The sequence below is a fragment of the Aliirhizobium wenxiniae genome (assembly GCF_019511445.1).
Taxonomy (GTDB): Bacteria; Pseudomonadota; Alphaproteobacteria; order Rhizobiales; family Rhizobiaceae; genus Neorhizobium; species Neorhizobium wenxiniae_A.
In genome coordinates, this window is the sequence record NZ_JAEUAN010000025.1 from 72,944 (window position 1) to 94,741 (window position 21,798).

Consider the following 21,798-nt stretch of genomic DNA (forward strand, 5'->3'; position numbering starts at 1 on the left):
ATTCCGCCACAAAGGTCAACCCGCTGCGCCGGTCACAAGATGCGGCAGAAGCACTTGGCGCGCATGGCGCGTGCCCGCCACCAGAACACCATGACTGACGGTTGTGCGATTATAGATCAGAGGCTGGTCATCAAGGCCGGTCAGTGCCCCGCCGGCGCGATCCAGGATCAGGTCGGCCGCGGCCAGATCCCAGTCATGGCTGTCCTTCTTGACGATCGTGCCGTCGATACGCCCGTCTGCCGCCATGGCCAGCCGGTAGGCGAGCGACGGGACGTGACTGACACGATGGATCTCAAGCTCGGGCTGCAGCCTTTTGACGATCTTCTCGTCCGCTGCCAGCACCAATTCTCCAGCCTCTGCCTCTGATCGAACTGCGATCGGCACACCGTTTCTCAAAGCCGGTCCGTCGGCCACGGCCTGATATTCCTGCTGCAGCGCGGGTGCTACGAGAACGCCTGCCACCGGCCGGCCCTTGTGGACGACCGCAACCGACACACACCAGATCGGCTCTCCGGCAATGAAAGCGCGGGTGCCGTCGATCGGATCGACCACGAACAGCGTCTCGCAGGCCAGTCGGGCGCTATCATCGTCGGTCTCTTCCGAAAGCCAGCCGTAATTCGGCCGTGCCTTCAAAAGAAGCGACTGGAGACGATCATTGGCAGCAAAATCGGCGGCGCTGACCGGCGAGCGGCCCTCGTTCTTCCACCAGACTTCCGGCGATTGCCGGAAGTAGCTGTTGGCGATTTCGCCTGCCTGCCGCGCGGCATCGAGGATGAGATCGAGATCGGCGCTCCAGTTTTTGTCAAAGGAAGCCATGGTGTCAGCTTCCCGCCAGCGTCATGCCCTCGATCGCGATGGTCGGCGAAGCGACGCCGTATTTGCGGTCGATATCGTTTGCCAGCGTGAGACGCATGAACATGTCCTTGAGGTTCGACGCAATCGTCACCTCGGATACCGGAAACGCAAGCTTGCCGTTTTCGATCCAGAAACCGCTAGCGCCGCGCGAATATTCGCCGGTCAGCATGTTGACGCCCTGGCCGATCAGCTCCGTCACGTAAAGCCCGGTGCCGACCGAGGCGATCAACTCTTCCGGCGAGATATCGCCGGGCTCAAGCGCCAGGTTGGTCGAGGCAGGGGTCACCGAGTTTCCACCGCGCACGCCGCGGCCATTGGTTGGCAGGCCGAGTTCGCGGCCGGTCGAGGTCGAGAGGAACCAGTGCTTCAGCACGCCGTCCTCGATCATCGTCATACGCTCGCCGGAAACACCTTCGCCATCGAAGGGACGCGAGGAGGAACCGCGCACGATCAGCGGGTCATCGGTAATGTTGAGGCCGGATTTCAGCACCTGCTGGCCCATCTTGTCGCGCAGAAAACTCGTCTTGCGCGCGACCGATGCACCATTGATGGCACCGGCGATCGTGCCGACGAAACCGCGCGCCATGCGGGGATCGAAGACCACGGTGACATTGCTTGCCGTCGGCACCTGCCGCGGATTGACGCGGGCAACCGCACGCTCACCGGCGCGCCGGCCGATCAGGTCCGGGGCATCGAGATCGGCGTCATAAAGGCGGCTGTCGTAATCATAGTCGCGCTCCATCTTCGTGCCTTCGCCGGCAATGGCGCTGACCGAACGGCCGAAGCGGGTGGCCATGTAGCTGCCGGAAAAACCGTGCGAGGTGACAAGCACCATGCCACCCATGCCGGCGGAAGCACCGGCGCCGGAGGAATTGGTAACGCCGTTCACTTCCAACGCGGCGGCTTCGGCGGCGAGCGCTGCCTCCCGCAGGGCGTCGGTCGGCACTTCGGTCGGGTCGAAAAGGTCGAGATCCGGATAGGATTTCGCCAGCCGGTCCGCATCCGCCATGCAGACGAACGGGTCTTCGGGAGAGACTTTCGCCATGGCGACGGCGCGCTCGGCAAGCGTCTTCATGTCGAAGCCCGGATTGGCAGAGACGCTCGCCACCCTCTTTCCGACAAAGACGCGCAGCGCGAAATCGTCGCTTTCGGAGGACTCGGTCCCTTCGACCTTGCCGAGGCGCACCGAGACGGAGCGCGAGCGCGAGCGCACCACGACCGCATCGGCCGCATCGGCGCCTGCGGCCTTGGCCAGATCGATCAGTTCGGAAGCACGGGAGAGAAGCTGGGCGGAATCAATTTCAGAGCTCATATTTGCAAGCCTTTCGTTGCCGTCCCATTTATTGTGAGCGTCACGACGCATCAAGGGCATCACAGCTTTTCTTGACTGTGTCGCCTCGTCTATCAAAATTCCTGATCACATCGCTTTCCAATCGAAAGTTTCTGCATGACCGCACCCGGCTCGCTGTTTACCGAAATGCTGCTTCTTCTGGCCGGAGCGGTCATCGCCGCGCCTCTCTTCAAGCGACTGGGGCTCGGAACGGTTCTCGGCTATCTGGCCGTCGGCGTCATCATCGGCCCGGTGTTCCAGCGTATCACCGATACGGAAGAGGTTCTGCATGTGGCGGAATACGGCGTCGTCTTCCTGCTCTTCGTCATCGGGCTGGAGCTGAAACCGTCGCGCCTGTGGCAGATGCGCGGCGACGTGTTCGGTCTCGGCCCGGTTCAGGTGCTTCTCACCGGACTGGCGCTTGCAGCCCTTGCATTCGAGACCGGCATGGCGACGTGGCAGGGCAGCCTGATCGTCGGCTTCGGCCTTGCGCTTTCCTCCACCGCCTTTGCATTACAATTGCTCAACGATGCCGGTGACATCAACAGCCGATATGGACAGCGGTCATTCTCGGTTCTTCTGTTTCAGGATCTGGCGATCGTGCCGCTTCTGGCTTTGATCACCGTGCTTGCACCGGGAACGGAAGAACAGGCCGCCACGCCGCTCGTTGATTTCGCCACCGCGATCGCCGCCATCGGAGCTATGATCATCGCCGGGAAATATCTGCTCAATCCGATGTTCCAGGTGATCGCCCGCACCGGCGCGCGCGAGGTGATGATTGCAGCTGCCCTGCTCGTCGTGCTCGGATCGGCAGCGGCAATGCAGATGGTCGGCCTGTCGATGGCGATGGGGGCGTTTCTGGCCGGTGTGATGCTGGCGGAATCCTCCTATCGACATGAGCTGGAAGCGGATATCGAGCCGTTCCGCGGCCTGCTTCTGGCGCTGTTCTTCGTTGCGGTCGGTCTATCGCTCGAACTCGAAGTGATCGTCGACCATATCCTGTTCATCATCCCGGCCGTCATCGTGTTCATGGCGGTGAAGGCGTTTCTGGTCTACGGGCTTTGCCGGCTCTGGGGCTCATCCCATAACGACGCGATCCAGATCGCCTTCCTACTGCCGCAGGGTGGCGAATTCGCCTTCGTTCTGTTCACCACCGCAACCGCCGCCGGGCTTCTGTCGTCCTCGACCGCCTCGCTGTTGATCGCCATCGTCACCCTTTCGATGGCGCTCACCCCTCTCGGTTCAGCGCTTGCCAAACGCCTGATGCATGGCGAAGCACGCGAAGAACTGGCCGAGGATTTCGCCGGGGCAGGTGCCGACGTGCTGATGATCGGCTTTTCGCGCTTCGGCCAGATCGCCGCACAGATCCTGCTTGCCGGAGGCAGCGCGGTCACCGTGATCGACGATTCCGCCGATCGTATCCGCCAGGCGGCGAATTTCGGCTTCCGCATCTATTTCGGCGATGGCACCCGCCGCGACGTGCTCGTGTCATCAGGCATCGAAAAGGCCAAGATCGTCGTCGTTGCGACGCAGAAGAAGGAAACGACCAACAGGATCGTCGAACTCATCCAGTCCGAATTCCCCAATGTCCGCCTTTTCGCCCGCTCCTATGACCGTATCCATTCCCTGTGGCTGCGGGAAAAGGGCGTCGAATACGAACTCCGTGAAACGCTGGAATCGGGCCTGCTGTTCGGCGCAAAGACGCTGGAAGCACTCGGCATGTCCGAGGCGCGCGCCGAAGAGATCCTTCAGGACATCCGCCGCCGCGACGAGGAACGCCTGCAGATCCAGGCCGTCGAGGGCATTTCTGCCGGCCGCGACAAGCTGTTCAACAGCCCGGTTAAACCGGAACCGCTGATCAAGCCGAAACGCGTCAATCTGCAGGAAGACACGGTCGATGACGTGAATGCGGGTCTGTCGCTGGGGAAATGGTGACGCCGGACGGTCTCAGCCCTTGGCGACGGATGCCTCCAGCGCATCGACGGCCCGCTTCAACTCGTCCTTCACGTGGCTGGCCTCGTCCAGGATTTCCTGGGCTTTGAGGAAATCGAGAACGCGGAAACGGTTAACCAGCGGGCGCAGAAAAATGTGTGGCGGGTTGAGCTTCAGTTTCAGCGCGATACTGGCCTGCATGGTCAATTGGCTGGCGCCGAAAAGACTATCGATGCGGCTGGGCGGATGGGTGCCGTCGCCTTCCGGCGCACCGACGACATCGACGCCGATGACAACATCGGCCAAATCGAGCAGTTGCTCATAGGGAACCGGATTGAAGACGCCGCCATCGATCATCACCCGGCCGTTGACCCAGACCGGCATGAACAGGCCGGGAATGGCGGCCGAAGCGGCAATCGCGGTCCGCAGGTCGCCTTCTTCCAGCACCACTTCGGACTGGCCATAATAATCGGTGACGGAGATCTTCAGTGGGATCGACAGATCAGCGAAATCCTCCGGGATGTCGGGGGGAAGGAAGGCGTCGAGGATGGGATCGAGATTGAAGTGACCAAAGCGAAAACCGCCCAGCTTGTCGCGCATCGAGGCGGGACCCAGCGTCCAGAGGCGGTTGAAGAGCGAATTGCGGTTGCCCATCGTGCGCAGCGTATAATCACGGATATCCGCACCGCGCATGCCGGACGCCATGCCGGCGCCCATGATTGCGCCGATCGAAGAACCGGAAATCGCCACCGGCTTGATGCCGAGCTCGTCCAGTGCCTCGATGACGCAGATATGGGAAACCCCACGCGCACCGCCGCCGCCGAAAGCGACCGCATAACGCAGGCCCTCCCCGCTTGTCTCAGTATCCGTATCCGGCAGGGAGAGGCGCGTATTCATCGTGAGGTTCAGCCCGGCTGATATCGATAGAATTCGATCCGGCTGTCGCCGAACATCCGGCTTTCCAACGGCTTGAAGGCCGGATCGACAACGATCTCGGCATCCGCTCGCTCTTCAAGCAGCACAAGTGCTTCCGGAGCCAGCCAGCCGCCGGTGTGGGCCGCGGCCAATGCCTTTTCTCCCAGTCCCTTGCCATAGGGCGGATCGGCAAACAGCAGGTTGAACGGCTCGATATTGCCGATCGAACCGAGGCTGGTCGCATCCCGGCGCAGGATCCGAGCCCGGCCATGCAGGCCGAAATTGTCGATATTCTCCCAGAGCAGGCCCCTGCCCTCGACGCTGTTTTCGACGAACAGCGCCTGCTTGCAGCCCCGCGACAGAGCTTCCAGCCCCACCGCGCCGGTGCCGGCAAAAAGGTCGATCACCCGCGTTCCATCGAGCGCGTCCGAATAGACATGCCCGAGGATATTGAACAGGCTTTCGCGGGTCCTGTCGATGGTCGGCCGGATATCATTCGATTTCGGCGTGGCCAGAGCACGGCCACGGAACTCACCCCCTACGATCCGCATGCGTCAGCCCCTGGAATTCCGCGGCTTGCCGCCCGGACGTCCACCACCTGGGCCACCACGCGAACCACCACCGGGCTTGCCGCTATTGGGCCTGCCGCCGGAAGGCTTACCGCCGAAGGACTTTCCGCCACCCGGCTTGCCGCCAAAGCCGGAAGGTTTGCCACCAAAGGGCTTGTCACCCCTTGAAGGGCGATCACCGAAGGAGCGCTCGCCCCTGTCTTCACGGGCCGGGCGGTCACCACGGGGCGGGCGATCCGAGAAGGAACGTTCTCCCCTCGGCTTGTCGCCGAATGAACGCTCGCCACGGGGCTTGTCACCAAAGCTGCGTTCCCCACGCGGACGCTCGGAACGGCCCTCGCCGCCGAAGGATTTTGCGCGTGCCGGACGGTCACCATCCTCACGCGGCTTGCGGTCGCCATAAGGCCTGTCGCCGCGGGGACGATCACCGGAGGGGCGGTCACCAAAGGAGCGCTCGCCTCTCGGCTTGTCGCCGAACGAACGTTCACCGCGCGGGCGATCGCCGAAACCACGGTCGCCGCGATCTTCGCGGTCACCACGCTTGCCGCCGAACCCGCCGCGTTCCGGCTGGTCCTCGCCGCGGATCCAGTCGCTGTCATCCTTGACGCGGTTGATCTTCACACGCAGATCGTTTTCCGGTGCGGGCTTCTTGAACAGCTGCTCGGCCTGGGCGCGGGCCGAGACCTTGCGGCCACCCTCATCGGTCGTCGGGCGGGCTCCGGGCGCCATCCAGACATTGGCCGTGCGGCTGGTGCCCATCGGCGGACGCTTCTTCGGCTTCTCGTCGCCAAAATCGCGATCCGAAGGTTTTGACCCGAACTTCCCGGAAGGCCTGTCGGAGAACTTGCGATCGTCGCGACGGCTGTCGGGACGCTTGGTGTCGAGGCGGCCAAGGGCGCGCTCGCGACGGTCGCCACGGTCACCACCACGATCGTCCGAGCGATCATTCGCCCAGCCGCGTTCGGACTTGGCAGGGCGCTCCGCCTTTTCGGCACGCTGCGGCTGCTCATCTTCCGAACCGCGCTCGTTATAGACCGGGGCTTCGAAATTGGCCTTCGATTCATTGATCAGGCGCGGGCCGAGCTGGTCGCGCAGGGTGCGGCCGCGCACTTCCAGCACTTCGCCTTCCGGCAGGTCGCCGAGCTGGAACGGGCCGTAGGAAATGCGGATCAGGCGGTTGACCTCGAGACCGAGCGCGCCGAGCACGTTCTTGATTTCGCGGTTCTTGCCTTCGCGAAGACCCATGGTGATCCAGACATTGTGGCCTTGGGCGCGGTCGAGCGTCGCTTCGATCGAACCGTAGAGCACGCCGTCGACGGCAATGCCGTCCTTCAGCTTGTCGAGCGCTTCCTGATCGACCTCGCCATGGGCGCGGACACGGTAGCGGCGCAGCCAGCCGGTGGTCGGCAGTTCGAGCGTGCGCGACAGGCCACCGTCATTGGTCAGCAGCAGCAGGCCTTCGGTGTTGATATCGAGGCGGCCGATGGAGAGAACCCGCGGCAGGCCTTCCGGCAGGTTGTCGAACACGGTCGGGCGACCTTCTGGATCGGAATTGGTCGTCACCAGGCCACCGGGCTTGTGGTAGAGCCACAGCCTTGTGCGCTCGATACCGCGGATCGGCACGCCGTCCACTTCGATCTTGTCGTCCAACGTCACGTTGACGACCGGCGTGTCGAGCAGCTTGCCGTTCAGCTTGACGCGGCCGTCAAGGATCATGCGCTCGATATCGCGGCGCGACGCAACACCGACGCGGGCGAGAATTTTCGAAATACGCTCGGGCTTGCCGTCGGTCGGTGCGGATGCACCTTCATCGACAAATTCCTCGCGCTTGGCCGAACGGACCGGCTTTCTGACGGCACCTTCCGCCTTGGCGCGCGGCTTTCCAGCGCCGGCCGGCTTGTCGCCGAATTTGGCACCCGGCTTAGCACCGGACTTGAAACCCGGCTTGCCACCCGACTTGGAAGCAGCAGCGCCTTCCGCTTTCGGCTTGATCTCGCGAACGAAGGTTTTCGCTTCGCCGCGCTTCGGCTTGTCTTTTGAATTCATATGTTGTTTGCCTGAAGCAGGATGTCGACGGAGTATCCCGGACATACTTGTTCGTGTTGACCAGATGGATGCACACCCAAAGGGCGCGCTTCGCGTTGCATGCTTCCTACCAGTTCATGCGATCCGGGTTAAGAGGAAATCGCTGAAATGCCTAAGAGCGACGGCTTCATGGATGCCGCACTGACAGAAGCCAGAAATGCCGCCGAACGCGGCGAGGTTCCGGTTGGCGCCGTACTCGTCATCGACGGCGAGATTGTCGCCCGCTCGGGCAACCGCACCCGCGCCGAAAACGACATCACCGCCCATGCCGAAATTGCCGTGATCCGCGAGGCTGCAGCCAAGGTCGGAAGCGAGCGGCTTGGCGGCGCGGATCTTTATGTGACGCTGGAGCCCTGCACCATGTGCGCCGGCGCCATATCCTTTGCCCGTATCCGCCGGCTTTATTACGGCGCCAACGATCCGAAGGGCGGCGCTGTGGAAAACGGCGTGCGGTTCTTTTCGCAACCCACCTGCCACCATGCGCCTGAAGTCTATTCCGGCATTGCAGAAATGCCGGCAGCAGAGCTGCTAACCGGCTTCTTTCGCTCCCGACGGGAGAAGTAAGACTTACAAAAAAGGCCCGGCTGAGCCGAGCCTCATTCGATCTGTCTTAGAGCGCTCAATCTTACTGGAAAGGCTTCCACCAGGAAGAACCCTTCGTGGAGGCAGCTTCTGCTTCCTTCTTGCGACGGGCTTCCTTCTTGGTTTCCGGCTCACCCAGATCCTGCAGGGTCTGCGCGTCGGCTGTGCGGAATTCCGTCGGCGGATCGGAGAGCGAACGGCGGCTTCCGGAAATTCCCGGATCGCTCGCGTTGGCCTTTGCCTGACGGAAGGCCTCCCACTTCTGCGATTCCGTCAGCTGTCCGGCTTGGCCCTTGCCGGCCAGAAGCGGCGAACGGTAACGCGGGTTATCCTGATTGTCGGTCGCTTCCTGACGCAGGCGCTCACGTGCTTCTTCCGGCGATTCCACCCAGTTCGGGTTGTTTTCGCGGTTGGCAAGCGATTGCTGCGGCGGCGGCAGAGCGCCACCTTCCTGATGGCTGGCAACAACCAGCGACGGGCGCGGATTGTAGCGGATCTTCGCGTTTTCCTTGGCGCGATCACCGCCGATATCGATAGCCGAGGTCAGGTCGTCGCCCAACTGTTCCATGGCCGTCTTGTCGGTACCGTAGGTCGGGCTTCCCATGCAGCCGGATAGCGTCACGGTCGCAACCAGAATACCGGCCGCACCAAGGGCCATACGCAAGGTTTTCGTCGTTTCCATCAAACCCCTACCACGGACGCCCGCCTCGACGCCTCATAGACAATTGCCATCGACCTGACGGATAAATCCGGCCAATTTCAGGCAGGAATACCGGATGAAGCGTTGAAGCGCAATCATCCGGCACGGTTCATGTCATTACAACTTGCCAAGCTTGGCGAGTTCGGTGAGCGCCAGAGCGTCTCGTGCCGAGACATCCGGCCAGGCCGGATCGGAGCCGACATCGGTCGTCACACGCCACGAACGGGCGCATTTTGTACCTTCAGCTAGCTTCGGATCGACTGCGACGCCTGCGACTTCGGCCAGACGGAAAGCCGTTTCCGGGCCTTCACCTGGCGTGATCGTGATCGCCGAAGTGATGCAGGTTTCCTCGAATTCGAGGCCTTCCAGCGCCTTCAACAATTCGGCATCGGCAACGTAAACAACCGGTGCGGCTTCCAGCGACGAGCCGATACGCTTGTCCTTGCGCTCGATTTCGAGAGCGCCGGTCACGACCGAGCGAACCTTGCGGATCTTCGCCCACTTTTCGGCAACCGCCTCGTTCTTCCACTCGGCCGGGATTTCCGGGAACTGTTCGAGATGGACCGAAACCGCATTAGGCTTCAACGACAGCCATGCCTCTTCCGTGGTGAAGGGCAGCATCGGGGCAAGCCAGGTGACGGTCGCTTCGAAGATCTTGCGGATGACGGCAAGCGAGGCGCGGCGGCGCAGCGACGACGGGGCGTCGCAATAGAGCGCGTCCTTGCGGATGTCGAAATAGAAGGCCGACAGTTCGATATTGGCGAAATCGATCAGCGCGCGGGTGATCTTCTTGAATTCGAACGCGTCATAGCCTTCGCGCACGAGCTTATCCAACTCATACAGGCGATGCAGCATCAGCTTTTCGAGTTCCGGCAGTTCGGCATAGGCGATTTCCTCGCCCTCGTCATGGGCCAGCGTGCCAAGCATCCAGCGGATGGTGTTGCGCAGCTTGCGATAGGCGTCGACATTCGTCTGGATGATCGTCTTGCCGAGGCGCTGATCTTCCCAATAATCCGTGGTCATGACCCAGAGACGCAGGATATCAGCGCCGGCATCCTTCATCACGTCCTGCGGGGAGACGACGTTGCCGAGCGACTTCGACATCTTTTGGCCTTTTTCATCCATGGTGAAACCATGGGTGACGACCGTGTCATAAGGCGCGCGGCCGCGGGTGGCAGCGGATTCCAGCAGCGAGGAATGGAACCAGCCGCGATGCTGGTCGGAACCTTCGAGATAGACGTCTGCCGGCCATTTCAGGTCCGGGCGGTCTTCCAGCGTAAACGTGTGGGTCGAGCCCGAGTCAAACCAGACATCGAGGATGTCCATGACCTGCGTCCACTTTCCGTGGTCGTGGCCATTTCCAAGGAAGCGTTCCTTGGCGCCTTCGGCGAACCAGGCATCTGCACCTTCGGCGTCGAAGGCTTCGAGAATGCGCTTGTTGACCTCTTCGTCCTGCAGGACATTGCCTTCTTCATCGGCAAAGACGCAGATCGGGACGCCCCAGGCGCGCTGACGGGAAAGCACCCAGTCCGGGCGCTGCTCGATCATGGCGCGCAGGCGGTTCTGGCCGCCGGCGGGGACGAAACGGGTGTCGTCGATTGCAGAGAGCGCACGGGTGCGCAGCGTCGTGCCGTCCTTTAGGTCCTTGTCCATATAGACGAACCATTGCGGCGTGTTGCGGAAGATGATCGGCTTCTTGGAGCGCCAGGAATGCGGATAGGAATGCTTCAGGCGACCACGGGCAAACAGCGCGTTACGTTCGATCAGCGCCTTGATGACGCGATCGTTGGCATCGCCCTTCTTGCCGTTGTCATCCATGACGCGGCCACCCTCAAAACCGGGGGCGTCTGCGGTGTAGGTGCCAGAATCATCGACCGGGAACGGGATGCGGGTGTCGATACCACGGGCTTCCAGTTCCTTGACCGAAGACATCCAGGCCTCGAAGTCTTCGCGGCCGTGGGAGGGAGCGGTATGGACGAAACCGGTACCGGCATCGTCGGTGACGTGATCGCCGGCGAGAAGCGGGACGGCAAATTCGTAGCCGCCGCCGAGGCCGTTCAACGGATGAGCAAGCGTCAGGCCTGTCATCTCGTCAGCAGAAACGCCACGCAGCTTCTTGAAGGTGAGCTTTGCCTTGGCGGCAGACTCTTCGGCCAGCGCATCGGCGAAGATCAGCTTTTCACCCGGCTGCGGGCCAAAGTCGTTGACGGCTTCGGTGACTTCGTAAAGGCCGTAGGCGACCTTCGGCGAATAGGCGACAGCGCGGTTGCCGGGGATGGTCCACGGGGTGGTGGTCCAGATGACGACATGGGCGTCCTTGAGGTCAGGCGAAATTTTTCCACCGACGCCTTCAAATCCGCCAGGAACTGAGAACTTCACCCAGATCGTGTCGCTCTCGTAGTCGTGGTACTCGACTTCCGCTTCCGCCAGCGCCGTGCGCTCGACGACCGACCACATGATCGGCTTGGAACCGCGATAGAGCTGGCCGCTCATGGCGATCTTCAGAAGCTCGCCGGCGATGCGGCTTTCGGCGTGGAAATTCATCGTCAGATACGGATTGTCGAAATCGCCGACGATGCCGAGGCGCTTGAATTCGTCGCCCTGGATCTTGATCCACTTTTCAGCATAGGCGCGGCATTCCTTGCGGAATTCGATCATCGCGTCCGGCTGTTTCAGGTCAGGCTTCGCCTTGCCCTTGGCGCGATAATTTTCTTCCTCGATCTTCCACTCGATCGGCAGGCCGTGGCAATCCCAGCCCGGAACGTAGTTACTGTCATAGCCGCGCATCTGGAACGAGCGGGTGATGACGTCCTTGAGGATCTTATTCAGCGCGTGGCCGATATGGATGTTGCCGTTGGCATAGGGAGGGCCATCGTGAAGGACGAACTTTTCGCGGCCGGCGGCGGAAGCGCGAAGCTTCTTGTAGAGGTCCATCTCGCGCCAGCGGGCAACCGTTTCCGGCTCCTTCTGCGGCAGACCGGCGCGCATCGGGAATTCCGTCTCGGGCAGATAAAGGGTCTTCGAATAGTCGAGCTTTTCAGCGGTATCGGTCGTATTTGTCATGAGGTCAGGCAATCGTCTCTTGGCGCCACGTTTCGGCGCGATGCGGATGAAAATTCGGTGGCGGAGGCGCTGTTCAAACGCCAAAATCCCGGACCTTCCCGCAGCTTGATCAAGCAGCGCGGAAAGCCGGGCCGATAATTCGTATGATCATCTGAGCGATGATCTGGGCCGACCGGAAAACTGTCATGGACGCGGTTATTAAGGCGTTTTGGGGCGGAAAGGAAGGGGGATTTCGGCAGATCGGCGATCTAGACTGCATCACCGCACCGGCGTATAACTGACTAGCTGACCAGCTGGAGCCTCTAATGCCCACCAAAACCAGTGCCAAAGACAATATATGGAAACTGGAAGACGCCAAGGCGCGCTTTTCCGAAGTCGTGCGTCGCGCCAGAAATGAAGGCCCGCAGCATGTGACAGTGCGCGGACAGGACAGTGTGGTCGTCATCAGCACGGAAGAGCTGGCGAAACTGACGCGACCCGAGCCGGAAAAGCCATTCGTCGAGTTCATGGAAAGCCTTGGCCTTCACACACTCGATATCACGCGCGGTGATGACCGTGGACGGGATGTCGAATTGTGAACAGCTGGCTGCTCGACACCAACGTCGTCTCCGCGCTTATCAATCCCAATGGCGCACCATCCGTGAAAAAATGGGCCGCCGGGCAATCCGAGGACCGCTTCTTCATCAGCGTTCTGACGCTTGCCGAGTATGACAAGGGTATCGAAAACCTGCCCGCTGATGACGAGAACCGCTATCGCTACACCGTTGCCCGGGATGGACTGGAGGCTCGCTTCTCCGGGCGTATTCTGTCGGTGTCAGATGCGATTGTCCGTCGCTGGGGCCAGATTACCGGCCGCACCAAGCTGGCCACACGCATCGCGCCACCCGTTATCGACACGCTTTTCGCTGCGACCGCGCTCGAACATGGGTTCTATCTGGCAACGCGCAACAAGAAAGACTTTCAGCATTCAGGCGCAGCGATATTCGATCCATGGACCGATGACGCGACATTTTTCCCGCTGAGACCGCGTTAGAACGCGTAGCCTTTCACCCCTTCGGATTGGCCGCCATCACACCGCGCAGTGCGTCGTTGATGCGATCCTGCCAACCGGGGCCGTCTTCCTGAAAATATTCGATCACGGCGCTGTCGAGCTTGATCGAGACAAGCTCCTTCACTTCCGGAAGTGCGCGCTTTTCGACAGGGGCGGTGGCGGCTTTCTTCGCCGGCTTGAACAGGGCTTCGGCGGCATCCATCGGGTTTGCAGGCCGGCGTGGTGTGCTTGCCATGGTCTTATCCTTGCTCGTCTTTGCCAAGATCGTTTGGGCCAAAAGCGAATGCGATCTTCGCATCCAGTTCACTGATCGGCTGAACGCCGGCAAGCAGCGCCCTCGCCTCTTCCTCGTCGCGCCTGATCTGCACCACCAGCGGGTCCAGCCCGTCGAATTTCAGCTCGTCGCGCAAGTGACCGAAGAAGGAGACGGCGCAGACCTCGCCATAAAGCGAACCGGAAAAATCGAAGAGGTAGGTTTCCAGAAGCGGGGCACCGTTATCGGTCACCGTCGGGCGGCGGCCGTAGCTCGCGACACCGTCGTAAAGCGTGCCATCGGCGCGGCGGAAGCGGACGGCATAGATGCCGGGCTTCAACTCCGCCTCGGGTGCAAGACGCATGTTGGCGGTCGGGAAGCCGAGTTGGCGGCCAAGCTTTTCGCCGTCGATCACTTCGGCCTCGACGGTATAGCGATAACCGAGCAGGCCGGCAGCCTGAGCCACCCCCCCCTCACCCAGCAATTCGCGGATACGGCTGGAGGAGATAACCTCGGCGTTTTCATCGCGAAAAGCATCGACCAGCGAGACGGAAAAACCGTGGCGCTCACCGGCGGCCATCAGGAAGGCCGGGCCACCCTCGCGGCCCTTGCCGAAATGGAAATCGAAACCAGTGACGACAGCACTCGCGCCCAGCCAGTCGACCAGAATGGACTGGATGAACTCTTCGGCCGAACGGCCGGCGAAATCGCGATCGAACGGATATTCGATCACCGAATGGAAACCCATCGCTTCCAGAAGCCGCGCCTTGACCGGCGCAGGCGTGATGCGGAAAACCGGCTGGTCCGGCTTGAAGACGGTGCGCGGATGCGGCTCGAAGGTCAGGACCAGAGCCGGCACGCCGCGCTCTTCCGCCAGTTTCAGCGCGCGTTCTAGCACGCTGCGATGACCGCGATGCACGCCGTCGAAATTGCCGATCGCGACCACCCCGCCCTTCAGCGCCTCGGGCAGCGGATCCTTCTTTTCGTTGCGGTGAAATACGGTCATGGGACAGGTCCGGATCAGGCAGGTATTCGTCGTTTCGCGACCGGTTACGCCAGTCTGGGCATCCAGAATTTCGGCGCAGCGTTTTCTTGTTTCAACCAGGCCTGCAGGATGGCCTCGTCCGTCTCGCCGTTGACGGTATATTCCGCCACATGGATGCCGCTCGAGATATAGAGCAGGTCGAGGCCTTGCGAAAGCGCACCGCGTACATCGGTCGGCATGCCGTCACCGATGGCGAGCACTTTCGCCTTATCGACATCGCCGCGGACTTCGCGGGCAGCCGCCAGCGAAGCTTCGTAAATCGGGAAATGCGGCTTTCCGGCAATGCGGGTCTTGCCGCCGAGCTGTTCGTAATAGGCGGCGACCGCACCGGCGCAGGGGATGATCTTGTGGCCACGCTCGACCACGAGATCGGGATTGGCGCAGATGAAGGGCACGTCGCGGGCGACCCAGGCCTTCAACATGTCGGTGTAATCTTCCGGCACTTCCTTCTCGTCGTCGAAGAAACCGGTGCAGACGATCGCTTCCGCCTCGTCAGCCGAAACAACCTCGACATCGAGACCATCGAAAAGTGGCATGTCGCGCTCGGGGCCGAGCAGGAAAACCTTTTTCGGGCCTTCGGCGATCAGATGACGGGTCACATCGCCGGAGGTGACGATGCGGTCATAGGTGCCGTCTTCGACACCAAGCAGTTTCAGCTGTTCGATGACGCCGGGGGCTGGACGCGGGGAATTGGTGATGAGCACGACGGTCGCGCCGGCCTTTCGGGCTGCGGCAAGCGCCTGACAGGAATGCGGGAAAGCGGCAACGCCGTTATGCACCACGCCCCAGACATCGGACAGAACCACATCGTATCCACCGATAACTTCACTCAAGTTCTGGATGCGCTTTGCCATGCCTGTCGATCACCTTCTGCCATGTCCGGCCGTCATATTGTCCGGCTGATGTCGCAAAGCGTGGCCGTCATGGCAAGGAGATTTGCGTGCAGTGCGGTATATTTCATGCGACCGTTACATGAGCGCCGACAAGCGAACCGCCAGCCCGGCTGCGGCACAAATGCCGAGAACCGGCACCATGCCGAGCTTCAGCCGGAACAGCAAAACAGCCGAGAGCACGAACAAGAGTGCGGCCGCCGGCTCAAGGCTTGTCCAGACCGGCAGCGCCAGATCAAGGCCTAGCGACGGTACAAGCTCGACCTTTCCTACTTCGCGAAACAGGACGTGCAGGCCGAACCAGATGGCGAGGTTGAGGATGACGCCGACAACCGCTGCGGTGATCGCCGACAGCGCGCCCGAAAGAATGCGATTGCCGCGCAGGCGCTCGATATAAGGCGCACCGGCGAAGACGAAGATGAAGCTCGGCACGAAGGTCGCCCAGGCAACCAGCAATGCACCGAGAATGCCTCCCGCGATACCGGAGGCCTCGCGAAAGCCGGTGAGGAAGCCGACGAAGGAAAGGACAAGGACCAGCGGCCCCGGCGTGGTTTCGGCCAGCGCCAACCCATCCAGCATTTCGCCAGCTCTAAGCCAGCCATATTGCTCGACACCGACCTGCGCCACATAGGCGAGAACGGCATAGGCTCCGCCGAAGGTAACCAGCGCCATTTTCGAGAAGAAGGAGAAGAGGCTCGTCAGGCCATCCGGCGCGGAAAAGGCCCAGAGGATCAACAGCGGCAATTGCCAGACGATGATCCAGCCGAGCAGGTTGATGATCGCCCTGCCCGGCGGTGGCGGCGCGGGAAGTTCGTGAAGCCCTGCCGGTGTCGCGGTAACGCCCGTTCGCCGGGCATTGAGAAAGCCGGCAAAGGCGGCAGCGAGAACCACGAGCGGGAACGGCACGCTGAACAGGAACAGCGCCACGAAGGCCGTGGCCGCCACGAGACAGAGAAATCCGCTTTTCAGCGTCTTCTTCGAAAGCCGAATGACCGCTTCGACGACGATCGCCAGAACCGCGGCCTTCAGCCCGAAGAACAGGCCGGCCAGCCATGTGGTCTCTTGCCAGAGCGCGTAAGCGGCCGACAAGATGGTGATGACGACGAGGCCGGGCAGAACGAAGAGGAGCCCTGAAATGATACCGCCGCGGGTGCCATGGGTCAGCCAGCCGATATAGGTGGCGAGCTGCTGCGCTTCGGGTCCCGGCAGCAGCATGCAGTAGTTCAAGGCATGCAGGAACCGCTCCTCCGAGAGCCAGCGCTTTTCCTCCACGACGGCGCGGTGCATCATGGCAATCTGGGCGGCAGGACCGCCGAAACTCAGACAGCCGATGCGGGCGAAGACGGATATCAGTTCGGAGAGCGAAGGACGCCCCCCTTCTATACCTCCGGCATCAGCGGTCACTGTCATATACACCCTCATTTACCGCGACCGAAGTCGGTCATCGCATATGTAATACCCCCTCTGGCCTGCCGGCCATCTCCTCCACAAGGGGGAGAAAACCTGCGGCATCCGCCCTGCCTCAATCGAGGTTCGACGGCGCGACCGGATTAAGCCCTCCCCCTTGTGGGGAGGTTTGGGAGGGGTCTTTCTCGGTCAACTCTCAATACGAACCGCCTCAGTAAAAATATCATGTTAAGGCTGTATGACGGTCGATGTCATGCGGCTGCCACGCTCAGGTCAAACTCGCCTGGCAGAAGCCGTTTCGCCTGAGCAAGGGAGGCCGGGCCTTCGGCGCTGTTAATCCTGTTTGGCTTGATGCTGCAGAGCGGCAACGAAAATTTCGGGCCAATCCTTGACTCGCTCCAAGGCCACCCTTATCTCGGGCTCCGTTAGCACTCTGATCAGAGGAGTGCTAAACGAGATCCGCGGGTCTTATTTCTGAGACCTGTCCATGTCATTTGATCGAGGGATTAGACAATGGCAAGCACAACTTTCCGCCCCCTGCACGATCGCGTTGTCGTAAAGCGCGTCGAGTCTGAAGAAAAGACCAAGGGCGGCATCATCATTCCGGACACCGCCAAGGAAAAGCCGGCTGAAGGCGAAATCGTCGCTGTTGGCCCCGGCGCACGCGACGACAAGGGCGCACTCGTTGCTCTCGACGTAAAGGTCGGCGACCGCGTCCTGTTCGGCAAGTGGTCCGGTACGGAAGTCAAGCTCAACGGCGAAGACCTTCTGATCATGAAGGAATCCGACATCATGGGCGTTATCGGCTGATTGCCGGCAACGTCTTTTTCGTAATTCGCTGACACCTCTATTCAGGAGTTCTCAAAATGGCAGCTAAAGAAGTAAAATTCGGCCGCTCTGCGCGCGAAAAGATGCTGCGCGGCGTCGACATCCTCGCTGACGCAGTGCAGGTAACCCTCGGCCCGAAGGGTCGTAACGTTGTTATCGACAAGTCCTTCGGCGCTCCGCGCATCACCAAGGACGGTGTATCGGTCGCCAAGGAAATCGAACTGGAAGACAAGTTCGAAAACATGGGCGCCCAGATGGTCCGCGAAGTTGCTTCGAAGACCAACGACATCGCTGGTGACGGCACCACGACTGCAACCGTTCTTGCCCGCGCGATCGTTCGCGAAGGTGCAAAGGCCGTTGCTGCCGGCATGAACCCGATGGACCTGAAGCGCGGTATCGACCTCGCTGTTGCAGAAGTCGTCAAGGACCTGCAGGCCAAGGCAAAGAAGATCTCCACCTCGGCTGAAGTTGCCCAGGTCGGCACGATCTCCGCAAACGGCGACACGCAGGTCGGTAACGACATTGCTGAAGCCATGCAGAAGGTTGGCAACGAAGGCGTCATCACCGTCGAAGAAGCCAAGACCGCTGAAACCGAACTCGAAGTCGTCGAAGGCATGCAGTTCGACCGCGGCTACCTGTCGCCTTACTTCGTGACCAACCCGGAAAAGATGATCGCGGACCTCGAAGACGCGTACATCCTGCTGCACGAAAAGAAGCTCTCGAACCTCCAGGCTATGCTGCCGGTTCTCGAAGCTGTCGTTCAGACCGGCAAGCCGCTCGTCATCATCGCTGAAGACGTTGAAGGCGAAGCTCTTGCAACGCTCGTCGTCAACAAGCTGCGTGGCGGCCTGAAGATTGCTGCCGTCAAGGCTCCGGGCTTCGGCGATCGCCGCAAGGCCATGCTGGAAGACATCGCTATCCTCACGGGCGGCACCGTCATTTCCGAAGACCTCGGCATCAAGCTCGAAAACGTCACCCTCGACATGCTCGGCCGTTCCAAGAAGGTTTCGATCTCCAAGGAAAACACGACGATCGTCGACGGCGCTGGCCAGAAGGCTGACATCGAAGGCCGCGTAGCCCAGATCAAGGCGCAGATCGAAGAAACCACTTCGGACTACGACCGCGAAAAGCTGCAGGAACGTCTTGCAAAGCTGGCTGGCGGCGTTGCCGTTATCCGCGTTGGTGGCTCGACCGAAATCGAAGTCAAGGAACGCAAGGACCGCATCGACGACGCTCTGAACGCAACGCGCGCTGCTGTTCAGGAAGGCATCGTACCGGGCGGCGGCGTTGCCCTGCTCCGTTCGGCTTCCAAGATCACCGTCAAGGGTGCAAACGACGACCAGGAAGCTGGCGTCAACATCGTTCGCCGCGCTCTGCAGGCTCTGGTTCGCCAGATCTCTGAAAACGCTGGTGACGAAGCCTCCATCGTTGTTGGCAAGATCCTCGAGAAGAACGAAGACAACTACGGCTACAACGCCCAGACGTCTGAATATGGCGACATGATCGCCATGGGCATCGTCGACCCGGTCAAGGTTGTTCGCACGGCTCTGCAGAACGCAGCTTCGGTTGCCTCGCTGCTGATCACCACCGAAGCCATGATCGCCGAACTGCCGAAGAAGGACGCTCCGGCCGGCATGCCTGGCGGCATGGGCGGAATGGGCGGTATGGACATGATGTGATAGGCGAAAGCCTGCACATCTGGGCCAACCGGTTCAGAATACGGAAGGGGCGGTCGCAAGGCCGCCCTTTTTGCATTTGGTCGCATTTTCAGTTTATATCGGACATGGCAGTATTCAAAAATGATTGAAAAACAGCAGGATGCGTCCGATGGGGCGCGGAGATCTTTCAGCAGACGAGGCGCTCGTACTTTTCGAACTTCTTTCTCGTTGGTGCGAAGCAGGCGACAGCCCTACCCCCGATGCAACCCACTTCGAGAGCCCGGCCGAGTGTCGCGTGCTACATGGCCTTCTGGCCGATCTCCAAAAGCAGCTCGCAGCGCCTTTCCGGACCGACTACGCGGAGCGATTAGGTGATGCAAGAACCAGCCTGGCGCACTATTGGGATTGGACTAATCTCAGAGAGTAATTTCCGCGCAAATCGCGCCCCCACAACCAAGCTTCGCCATCTTCGAAAGCCGTATGAAGGTTTCAAAATCATACCCTAGAATAGGAGTTTCTTCGTCCGCCGTTCTGTCGCGGTGAACACCACCGAACCAATGGCTCTTGCCAATCAAAGCCTGATACACGTCATAGGCAAAAGCCACGACGGATTTCAACCTATGGAAGTCTAGATCATAGGGCCAGCAATCGCTGCGAGTATAATTTTAGATAGATGTAAAATAATATATTAGCTGACAGGCAATCATAAAGACCTGCCGCTACCATCAGCCTCGACGCACTCTTTGCAAATGGGGCATTTGATGAAGCACATCTCGATCGTCGGCAAGTTCATGGCCATCATGGCGCTGTTCGGTATCTTCGCCATCGCCATTGCGGGCTACAGCAGCTCGCGCATCTACGAGATCAACGGGTCCTATGGCGATCTTCTGCACAAGGAGAGTGCGGCGTCGCTTTCGGTGGCGCGCGCCAACCGGTCGATCCAGATGGCAAGGGCCGCGATCGGCGATCTTCTCATGTCGCGCACGCCGGAAGGCAATGCGGCGGCAACGGCCGAACTGCAACACGCGCAAACCGGCTTCACCGAGCGCATGGATGCGGCGATCCATATTCTTCCCGACAACAAGGACCTGCATGTGCTGAAAGCCGCCGGTCTTTCGATCCTGCAGCAATCCTGCGCCCCGGCGATCCGGCTTGGCGAAGCGGCCAGGACCGAAGCGGAAATCCAGGCGTCGCAGCAAGCATTCCTCACCGGTTGCCAGCCGCAATTTGCGGCCTTCGCCGAAACCTCAACGAAAATCACCGACGCGATCATCAATGGCGTCTCGTCAAAAGCCGAAGCTCTCGGAGCGTCCGCCAATACCACTGCGATGACGACGCTTGGCGGCGTGCTTGCCGGTCTCGTCCTGGTGCTGCTCGCCGGCTTCTTCGCCATCCGCAGCTGGCTGGTACGTCCGATCAAGAAACTGCAGGAAACGATGATCACATTGGCCGGCGGAGATCTGTCCGTGGCGATCGACGGTGTGGACCGGCGCGACGAGGTGGGCCAGATGGCAGGCGCCGTACAGGTGTTCAAGGATAACGGCCTGCGCGCGAAAGACATGGAAAGGCAGGCGCAAGACAATCGCACCGCGCAGGAGGCCGAGCGCCAGCGGATTGCGGAAGCGGACAAGGTTCGTGCCGGAAACATGGCGCAGGCGACCGAAGGGCTGGCTGAGGGCCTGAAACAGCTTTCCGGCGGCAATCTGGCCATCATTCTCAACCGGCCGTTCAGCCCGGATTTCGAAGGGCTTCGTAGCGATTTCAACTCCGCCGTGGCGCAGCTTCGCGACACGATGCAGGCGGTTTCCCATGCAACGGGCGCGATCGACAGTGGATCGCGCGAGCTTTCCCAGAGCGCCGCAGATCTTTCGAGACGCACCGAACAGCAGGCCGCATCGCTGGAAGAAACCGCCGCGGCGCTCGATGAGATCACCTCGAACGTCGCCAACTCCTCCACCCGTACCGAAGAGGCGCGCGGCATGGCGGTCGAAGCCAACCAGTCGGCGCTGCAGTCGGGTGAAGTCGTCGCCAAGGCGGTCAATGCAATGCAGAAGATCGAGCAGTCGTCGGAACAGATTTCCAGCATTATCGGCGTGATCGATGAGATCGCCTTCCAGACCAATCTTCTGGCGTTGAATGCTGGTGTCGAGGCGGCGCGGGCGGGCGAAGCCGGAAAGGGGTTTGCGGTCGTCGCCCAGGAGGTCCGCGAGCTTGCCCAGCGATCCGCTCAGGCTGCCAAGGAGATCAAGGACCTGATCCGCAATTCGGCCGATGAAGTGAAGAACGGCGTGACGCTGGTCAGCGCCACGGGCACCGCATTGTCCGGCATCCGCGACCATGTCTCGGCCATCAACAGCCAGCTCGATGCGATCGCCACCTCGTCGAAGGAGCAGTCGGTCGGCATGTCGCAGGTCAATGTCGCCGTCAACCAGATGGATCAGGTGACGCAGCAGAATGCCGCCATGGTGGAAGAGGCAAACAGCGCCAGCGCTGCCCTGGCCGGTGAGGCGGAACGGCTGCGCGCGCTGATTTCGCGCTTCGATCTCGGTGCGGGTTCGGCGGCTCCCAGCGTTGCTACTGCTGCGGTACGCGCCGTTTCACCGGCAATGCCGGCCCGCCAGTCTCACCCCTCCCC

19 protein-coding genes are annotated in these 21,798 nt (G+C 61.0%); 7 read left to right on the top strand and 12 right to left on the bottom strand.

The annotated features are described in order from the left end of the window. Window positions 1-15: 15 nt before the first annotated feature. Both JNB91_RS25065 and JNB91_RS25070 read right to left on the bottom strand, forming a co-directional pair. Window positions 16-816 carry a 3'(2'),5'-bisphosphate nucleotidase CysQ gene (locus JNB91_RS25065; protein WP_220328197.1) on the bottom strand — a complete coding sequence of 267 codons (801 nt, stop codon included), beginning with the start codon at window positions 814-816 and terminating at the stop codon, window positions 16-18. Window positions 817-820: 4 nt separating this feature from the next. Further along, the gene (locus tag JNB91_RS25070) at window positions 821-2,167 is read right to left on the bottom strand and encodes a TldD/PmbA family protein (RefSeq protein WP_220328198.1); all 1,347 of its coding nucleotides are present in this window, start codon (window positions 2,165-2,167) and stop codon (window positions 821-823) included. A gap of 135 nt (window positions 2,168-2,302) precedes the next feature. Here JNB91_RS25070 and JNB91_RS25075 point away from each other — a divergent pair, with 135 nt between their 5' ends. After that, window positions 2,303-4,120, top strand: a complete 1,818-nt coding sequence (locus JNB91_RS25075; protein WP_220328199.1) for a monovalent cation:proton antiporter-2 (CPA2) family protein — start codon at window positions 2,303-2,305, stop codon at window positions 4,118-4,120. Window positions 4,121-4,132: 12 nt separating this feature from the next. Here the strand turns inward: JNB91_RS25075 and JNB91_RS25080 are convergent, their stop codons facing one another. The 3 genes from JNB91_RS25080 to JNB91_RS25090 are packed head-to-tail and all read right to left on the bottom strand — an operon-like array spanning window position 4,133 to window position 7,647. Continuing rightward, the gene (locus tag JNB91_RS25080; RefSeq protein ID WP_220328200.1) at window positions 4,133-5,014 is read right to left on the bottom strand and encodes a patatin-like phospholipase family protein; all 882 of its coding nucleotides are present in this window, start codon (window positions 5,012-5,014) and stop codon (window positions 4,133-4,135) included. A gap of 8 nt (window positions 5,015-5,022) precedes the next feature. Next, window positions 5,023-5,583 (bottom strand): 16S rRNA (guanine(966)-N(2))-methyltransferase RsmD, encoded by a 561-nt coding sequence (gene rsmD / locus JNB91_RS25085; protein WP_220328201.1) that lies wholly within the window; start codon window positions 5,581-5,583, stop codon window positions 5,023-5,025. Between the two features lie 3 nt (window positions 5,584-5,586). Continuing rightward, window positions 5,587-7,647: a pseudouridine synthase gene (locus JNB91_RS25090; protein ID WP_220328202.1), complete on the bottom strand. Its 2,061-nt coding sequence runs from the start codon at window positions 7,645-7,647 to the stop codon at window positions 5,587-5,589. Window positions 7,648-7,794: 147 nt separating this feature from the next. Between JNB91_RS25090 and JNB91_RS25095 the strand changes: the two genes are divergently transcribed. After that, the gene (locus JNB91_RS25095) at window positions 7,795-8,250 is read left to right on the top strand and encodes a nucleoside deaminase (RefSeq protein ID WP_220328203.1); all 456 of its coding nucleotides are present in this window, start codon (window positions 7,795-7,797) and stop codon (window positions 8,248-8,250) included. 61 nt (window positions 8,251-8,311) lie between these two features. Here the strand turns inward: JNB91_RS25095 and JNB91_RS25100 are convergent, their stop codons facing one another. Next, the gene (locus JNB91_RS25100; RefSeq protein WP_220328204.1) at window positions 8,312-8,950 is read right to left on the bottom strand and encodes a hypothetical protein; all 639 of its coding nucleotides are present in this window, start codon (window positions 8,948-8,950) and stop codon (window positions 8,312-8,314) included. A gap of 135 nt (window positions 8,951-9,085) precedes the next feature. Continuing rightward, a complete protein-coding gene (ileS, locus tag JNB91_RS25105) occupies window positions 9,086-12,031 on the bottom strand; it encodes an isoleucine--tRNA ligase (protein WP_220328205.1) in 2,946 nt (981 codons plus the stop codon). Between the two features lie 305 nt (window positions 12,032-12,336). On the opposite strand from ileS, the gene JNB91_RS25110 reads away from it, so the two are divergent. Together JNB91_RS25110 and JNB91_RS25115 are read left to right on the top strand one after the other, a co-directional pair. Further along, on the top strand, window positions 12,337-12,609 hold the full coding sequence (locus JNB91_RS25110; RefSeq protein WP_220328206.1) for a type II toxin-antitoxin system prevent-host-death family antitoxin: 273 nt from the start codon (window positions 12,337-12,339) through the stop codon (window positions 12,607-12,609). Continuing rightward, a complete protein-coding gene (locus JNB91_RS25115; protein ID WP_220328207.1) occupies window positions 12,606-13,064 on the top strand; it encodes a type II toxin-antitoxin system VapC family toxin in 459 nt (152 codons plus the stop codon). Before JNB91_RS25110 ends, JNB91_RS25115 begins: the two co-directional genes overlap by 4 nt. Before the next feature lie 13 nt (window positions 13,065-13,077). On the opposite strand, the gene JNB91_RS25120 is transcribed toward JNB91_RS25115, so the two are convergent. From JNB91_RS25120 to chrA, 4 genes are all read right to left on the bottom strand, one after another. Beyond that, window positions 13,078-13,317 carry a BrnA antitoxin family protein gene (locus JNB91_RS25120; RefSeq protein WP_220328208.1) on the bottom strand — a complete coding sequence of 80 codons (240 nt, stop codon included), beginning with the start codon at window positions 13,315-13,317 and terminating at the stop codon, window positions 13,078-13,080. Between the two features lie 4 nt (window positions 13,318-13,321). Beyond that, the gene (locus JNB91_RS25125) at window positions 13,322-14,341 is read right to left on the bottom strand and encodes a bifunctional riboflavin kinase/FAD synthetase (protein ID WP_220328209.1); all 1,020 of its coding nucleotides are present in this window, start codon (window positions 14,339-14,341) and stop codon (window positions 13,322-13,324) included. A gap of 44 nt (window positions 14,342-14,385) precedes the next feature. After that, window positions 14,386-15,234, bottom strand: coding sequence for a TIGR01459 family HAD-type hydrolase (locus JNB91_RS25130; RefSeq protein WP_220328210.1), 849 nt, complete (start codon window positions 15,232-15,234; stop codon window positions 14,386-14,388). 114 nt (window positions 15,235-15,348) lie between these two features. Continuing rightward, entirely contained in the window at window positions 15,349-16,680 is a 1,332-nt protein-coding gene (gene chrA / locus JNB91_RS25135; protein ID WP_220328211.1) for a chromate efflux transporter, read from the bottom strand. 510 nt (window positions 16,681-17,190) lie between these two features. On the opposite strand from chrA, the gene groES reads away from it, so the two are divergent. Both groES and groL read left to right on the top strand, forming a co-directional pair. Beyond that, window positions 17,191-17,487 carry a co-chaperone GroES gene (gene groES, locus JNB91_RS25140; protein ID WP_220328212.1) on the top strand — a complete coding sequence of 99 codons (297 nt, stop codon included), beginning with the start codon at window positions 17,191-17,193 and terminating at the stop codon, window positions 17,485-17,487. 56 nt (window positions 17,488-17,543) lie between these two features. After that, on the top strand, window positions 17,544-19,184 hold the full coding sequence (gene groL / locus JNB91_RS25145) for a chaperonin GroEL (protein WP_220328213.1): 1,641 nt from the start codon (window positions 17,544-17,546) through the stop codon (window positions 19,182-19,184). 395 nt (window positions 19,185-19,579) lie between these two features. Here groL and JNB91_RS25150 read toward each other — a convergent pair whose 3' ends face one another. Beyond that, entirely contained in the window at window positions 19,580-19,768 is a 189-nt protein-coding gene (locus JNB91_RS25150) for a hypothetical protein (protein WP_220328214.1), read from the bottom strand. 156 nt (window positions 19,769-19,924) lie between these two features. Here JNB91_RS25150 and JNB91_RS25155 point away from each other — a divergent pair. Continuing rightward, window positions 19,925-21,798, top strand: a 1,874-nt coding sequence (locus tag JNB91_RS25155) for a methyl-accepting chemotaxis protein (protein ID WP_220328215.1), incomplete at its 3' end; no start/stop codon positions are given.